7 protein-coding genes are annotated in these 4,926 nt (G+C 60.7%); all 7 read right to left on the bottom strand.

Going from position 1 to position 4,926, the window contains the following annotated elements:
* Positions 1-65: 65 nt before the first annotated feature.
* Entirely contained in the window at positions 66-1,337 is a 1,272-nt protein-coding gene (locus DMX12_RS28625; protein WP_110680082.1) for a phage portal protein, read from the bottom strand.
* Positions 1,337-3,091 (bottom strand): terminase large subunit, encoded by a 1,755-nt coding sequence (locus DMX12_RS28620; protein WP_110680081.1) that lies wholly within the window; start codon positions 3,089-3,091, stop codon positions 1,337-1,339. The genes DMX12_RS28625 and DMX12_RS28620 overlap by 1 nt, the downstream gene beginning before the upstream one ends.
* Positions 3,084-3,500, bottom strand: a complete 417-nt coding sequence (locus DMX12_RS28615; RefSeq protein WP_110680080.1) for a terminase — start codon at positions 3,498-3,500, stop codon at positions 3,084-3,086. Before DMX12_RS28615 ends, DMX12_RS28620 begins: the two co-directional genes overlap by 8 nt.
* A gap of 183 nt (positions 3,501-3,683) precedes the next feature.
* Entirely contained in the window at positions 3,684-4,013 is a 330-nt protein-coding gene (locus DMX12_RS28610) for an HNH endonuclease (protein ID WP_110680079.1), read from the bottom strand.
* Positions 4,004-4,360 (bottom strand): hypothetical protein, encoded by a 357-nt coding sequence (locus DMX12_RS30470; RefSeq protein ID WP_110680078.1) that lies wholly within the window; start codon positions 4,358-4,360, stop codon positions 4,004-4,006. The genes DMX12_RS28610 and DMX12_RS30470 overlap by 10 nt, the downstream gene beginning before the upstream one ends.
* Before the next feature lie 60 nt (positions 4,361-4,420).
* Positions 4,421-4,633: a hypothetical protein gene (locus tag DMX12_RS28600; RefSeq protein WP_104925795.1), complete on the bottom strand. Its 213-nt coding sequence runs from the start codon at positions 4,631-4,633 to the stop codon at positions 4,421-4,423.
* A gap of 49 nt (positions 4,634-4,682) precedes the next feature.
* On the bottom strand, positions 4,683-4,926 hold a 244-nt coding region (locus DMX12_RS28595; protein ID WP_110680077.1), incomplete at its 5' end, for a phage holin family protein.

The following is a 4,926-nucleotide window of genomic DNA, read 5'->3' as shown; positions in this document are numbered from 1 at the left end:
TTGATTGCGGCCTGATCGAAGGCCAGGGTCTTGCAAACGCTTGGCATTTGCTGCCTCCAGAAAGATCAAACCCCGCTGGATGCGGGGTCTGGGTTACCGAGTTGGGTGATTGGCACGTTCTGCGATTGCCGGGTCGCCACATCGCCGCCAGGCAGGGGCGGCATGTTGTCCAGCCGCCGCAGTTCGTTGATGGTTCGCAGGCCTTTGTCCGCCAGCGTGCCCATGAAGGATGCTCGAGCAGCCGAGTCGCCGCGCAGCAGTCCATCAATGTTGTGTTCCGCGTGGTACCGGCCGATATCGCCAGGCTTGAGCAGCCAGCGCTCGATGGCGTACTCCCAGCGGTTGAGGTAAGGCGAAAGGGTGTACTGCAGGAACCCGAGGTTCTGCTGCTCGATGCCGGTGCCCCAGCTGGTGGACTTCTCCACGTCGCCCACCAGGTGCGGCGGCACGCCGAAGAACCTGGCCAGCTCGCTCACCTGAAACTTGCGGGCCGACATTGTTTCCGCATCCTGGGGACTGACGCCGATGGCTTGGGTGGTGAATCCACCCTCCAGAATCCACAGCCGCTTCTTCACAGGACCGCCGGAGATCTCCTTGAAGTTCTCCTCGACCTGGTCGCGCTGGTCCTTGTTGAGCACCTTGCCCTCACCCGTCATCAGCAGCTGGGGCGACTTGGCGCCATTGGCGTAAAAGTCGCGCTGCTGGTCTTCCATCGCAACAGCCACACCAGTGGTCTTCGCGGCGAAAGCGATCGGCGACAAGCCGACCAGACCGTTGAATCCGAACCCCTTAAGGTGGAAGATTTCCGACGCCTTGAAGTCCGCATACTGGTTATCTCGGCGGTACCGGTAGACGATGCGCTTGTTCTCCATTCGCACATCCATGTTGACCGACAGCAGCGGCATCAGACTGATGACGTCACCCACGCTATTCCGCTCAATCAACGCGTAGGCGTTGCCGTAGAAGCACAGCTGCATGGTCATGGCTTCGCGAAACTCTACGGCCGTCATGAACTGGTTCGGACTGAAGCGCAGGAGCCGGGCCAGTGGGTTACTCAGCCCCACCTTCAGTCGGTCATCGCCCTTGGTCTCGAACACATCCAGCGGAAGTCCGGCAGTTACGGTCGAGATCAAGCGCACACAGGCGAAAACTGTGGATATCTGGAGCGATCGCTCATCACTCACAACCGAGTCGCCCACCACCCCAGAGGCAGATACCGGCCCGGTTTGCGAACCTTTCTCCGGCGACACCAGACGGCCGCCGACGAAGAAGCTCGCCATGCGCGCCCAGAATGGGCTGCGGGTGCGCAGGTCAATGCTGTAGTCGGTATCTGCCATTACATGCTCATCGGTCTGGAAAGGAAGTCGTCAATATTCGTGTCGTCTGGTGTTGTTCCAGAGACGCCAACCGCCATAAGCAGAGCGGTCATGTCGTCGATCTTGTCTGCCGAACGCTTTTTGTCCGGGGCCATGTTCATGTTGTCGTCACGCCGTGCGATCAGGTTGGAGGCGCACCAGTTCAGCAACATGTCGCCTCCATGCACCAACTTCCCGGAGATATAGGCCAGCTCGAGGGTCTGCATCGCCGGGTGGTAAGACTTCGGCCCTTGGATGAACTCGACCAACGGGAGCTCGGCAGCCACCAGACGGTTCACTAGGTCGGTGGCATTCCACCGGTCATAGCCAATAGCCTGGACGTTGAAGCGCTCGCAAACCGCTTTCACATCGACCTCAATCACCGCGTAGTCGGTAACGTCGCCCTCTGTCTGCTTGAGCAGGCCCGATTCAACCCAGGCCGCATAGGGAACTGTCCCGCGCTCAGTTCGGAAGGCCACCGCACTCTCGGGCGCCCACCGCCACCCGTAGGTGTACAGGACGCCGTCAACATTCCAAACCAAGCGAAATGAGGTCAGGTCGCGAGTGGAAGCCAGGTCTAGCCCGCCCCAGCATGGGTACTGCGCAAGCCAGTCCAGGTCGATCTCACCGCCGCACTGCTGCCACTTGTTAAGGTCGACCCAGCCGTCAGCCGTCGAGGCCGGCCGGTTCAACCGCTTGATGCGAAACTCGGCCATCTTCGATGGCATCTGCTTCGCTTCGATGGCTTCCTTCTGAATCGCCGCCATCAGGTGCGGGTTAACGTCCATCAACGGGTTGGCCTTGATCCAGGCCTTCTCGTCGAAGTCTTCGTCGGCCTTGATGCCGAGGCTCTTGTCCTCGTCATCCACCGCATAGAACACCACCAGATAGTGGTCAGCGGTGGTGCCAAACAGCCCGCCTAGCAGCTTCTTCGCGAACATGCGAATTTCCGCCCACGGCCCGGGGTTGGTGTAGCCCTCGGTGGTCGTGAACAGCCACAGCGGGTTGCCCCGAGCACCTGCGGCTGACTGCAGCACGTTCAGCAGGTCGGCGGTCTTGTGCGCATGGATCTCGTCCAACCCAACGTGCGATGGGTTCAGACCGTCCTGGGTCGATGCCTTGGCGTGGATCGGCTTGAAGCTGGCCCCGGTTTGAACGCGGCTGATGGACTTGGCCCAAACCTCAAGCCCGAAGTGCTCGCGCAGGTCGGCGTTTTTCTCGGTCATCCGCTTGGCGGCGTTGAAGATGATCGACGCCTGCGGAAAGGTAGTGGCCGCGCTGATGATCTGGGCGCCCTCTTCGGGCTCGCAGCATTCGCAGTACAGCAGGATGGCCGAGGACAGCGTGCTCTTGGCGTTCTTGCGCGCTACTGCGAACAGCGCCGAGGTGAACCGCCGCGGGTGAAACTTCCCGTCGTCGCCCCAGCCTTCAGTAAACACCCACTGCCGTTTGCGGAACCCGAACAGCTGGACCACAAAGAAGATGTGCGACGGGTGCATCACGATGGTCGGCTTTTCCCACTTGCCTTCAACGTGGTGCAGCTTCTCGATGAAGTCACACGGGTCGTTCGCGTGCCATGGGTCGAAGATGAACTGGCAGTCCTTTTTCTTGGCTCGTTTGAGGTCATCCAGAAAGCGTTGGGCGGCCTGGCGGATCAGCTTCCCATGACGCTTACGCTTCTTGTCGGCGACAGCCCCCTTCGCGTAGTCGGTAGCAATCTTGACGAAGTCACGCATTCTTACGCCCGTTACCCGCGAAGGCGTTGCCCTTCTTCTGCTCCCCTCCCGACGAAACCTTTCGGCGGCTTGCCGGCGTCATGCCGAACTCGGAGAACAGCGCCTTCAGCGCCGTGGTCTCTGCCGCCGTGGCTTCCATGTCGGCCTTGGCCTTCTTGCGGAAGCACTGCCAGGCAAAGCACAGCTGCTCCAGTGAGTACAGGTCGACCACCTGCAGCACCCTGGCGGCGACAAGTTGCCGGCCGAGGCTTTCCCACATCTCGGCGCCGTCTCGATTCAGGTGCTGAGGTGCGTCAGGGAAGTCGTCAATCAGGTCGAACTCTGGCGCGTCCTTTTCCTCGCGATCCGGGCGAGTGGTACCGGCCAGAACCTTGAGGTTGGGCGCCGTTGGCTTCCGTCCTCGGGTCATTTGTCAACCTTCAATTTCAAAAAGCTAATTTTGACGGCGCGAAAAAACGACTTCGGGCGCGGTCTAGAAGCAAAATGCTCCAGACTTTTCCCCTCCCCCACCGTCGTGAATGAGATTTCTTCTCACTTGATCATTTATCGATCGATTTCCACGAGATTCGCACCATTTCGATGCGTGGACCGGTCAGCTGCGCCGGGCATTGCCCCATCCACCGTCCTCTGCCGCCGTCTTGCGGGAGTGGTGCGCCTTACACAGGCCTTGCCAGTTCTCCCTAGACCAGAACAGATCCTTATCGCCCTTGTGCGGGACGATGTGGTCCAGTTCGGTCGCTGGCTCTACCCTTCCCTCGTGCTCGCAGTGAACGCACAGCGGATGCTTGCGCAGGTAGCCCGCTCGGGACTGCTGCCAGCGGTACCCATACCCACGCTCAGTGCTACTCTGGCGCTGCTCTGGCGGCTTGTGCTTTGCAGTGGTCGCGCCATGAGGCCTGTGCGTGCCAGGCCTTACCGGCACGGCGAGCCGTCCAAGTAGGTCTGCGGCTCGGCGTCCGGGTCTACATCTCCGCCGTCAGCCAGTGCCTCGATCAGGGCCAGGTTCTGGGTTGCGATCTGCTCGAGCAGTGCAGTCTGCTTTTGCTGCTCGGCCAGCAGGTCGCTCACGCTTGGTTGCAGCTGGGCAGTGATGCCCGCCTCAAGCACGACCAGCTCACACTGGAGTCGATCAGCCGTCCCCGCCAGGTGCTGGGTCAGCCGCTCCCGCTGCTCCGCCTTGATTGGGAATGGAACGCTGATCACCAGCAGGTCGCCCTTCTTCGGGCTCAGGTTCTCGATCTGGTGTGAAAAGGTTTCTTGCTCGCTCATATGCCACCTTGGTCCATTTATTTATCCACTCGCGCCGGGCGGCGCATCCACTGCAGGACATCACATGCCACGGCGGGTCAGACCGTAGACCCCCAGGGCGCCTGCGATTTTCTCGCCTTCCACCTGGCTGATGGTGTTGACGACCTCGACGCAAGCAGCGGTGTTGGGCTCCATGCGAATGGTGATGGAAGTGATCTTCGATGCGTCCAGGCCAAGCACCTGGCAGACAGCCTGGCCAAGCTCTTGGCCAAGGATCAGGGGTTTCTTTTCCATGCGGGTTCCTCGCGCCACGAAACGGCGCATCTCGATTTCGTGGCGCGGATCATTCAACCCGCACGATCTTGGCTACGTTCCCTTTGGCCCGGCACACCAGCATGGCGGCCAGCAGGTAGAACGCAGTGTTGAACCAGGACACGTCGGCGAACTCATCGTGAAGCAATATCCGACCGATGAGGCTGACGCACTGCATGCCGGTAACCGCACATGCCGCCCAGGCGATCAGGGAAACGCCCAGCTTGTAGCGGGCATCGGGGTAAGGCCGGTAGCGAAGTCCGATCATCACGAAG

This window comes from Pseudomonas sp. MB-090624, assembly GCF_003205245.1.
Taxonomy (GTDB): domain Bacteria; phylum Pseudomonadota; class Gammaproteobacteria; order Pseudomonadales; family Pseudomonadaceae; genus Aquipseudomonas; species Aquipseudomonas juntendi.
Note: the sequence above shows the minus strand (reverse complement) of the source record. Positions and strands in the feature narration are given on the sequence as shown.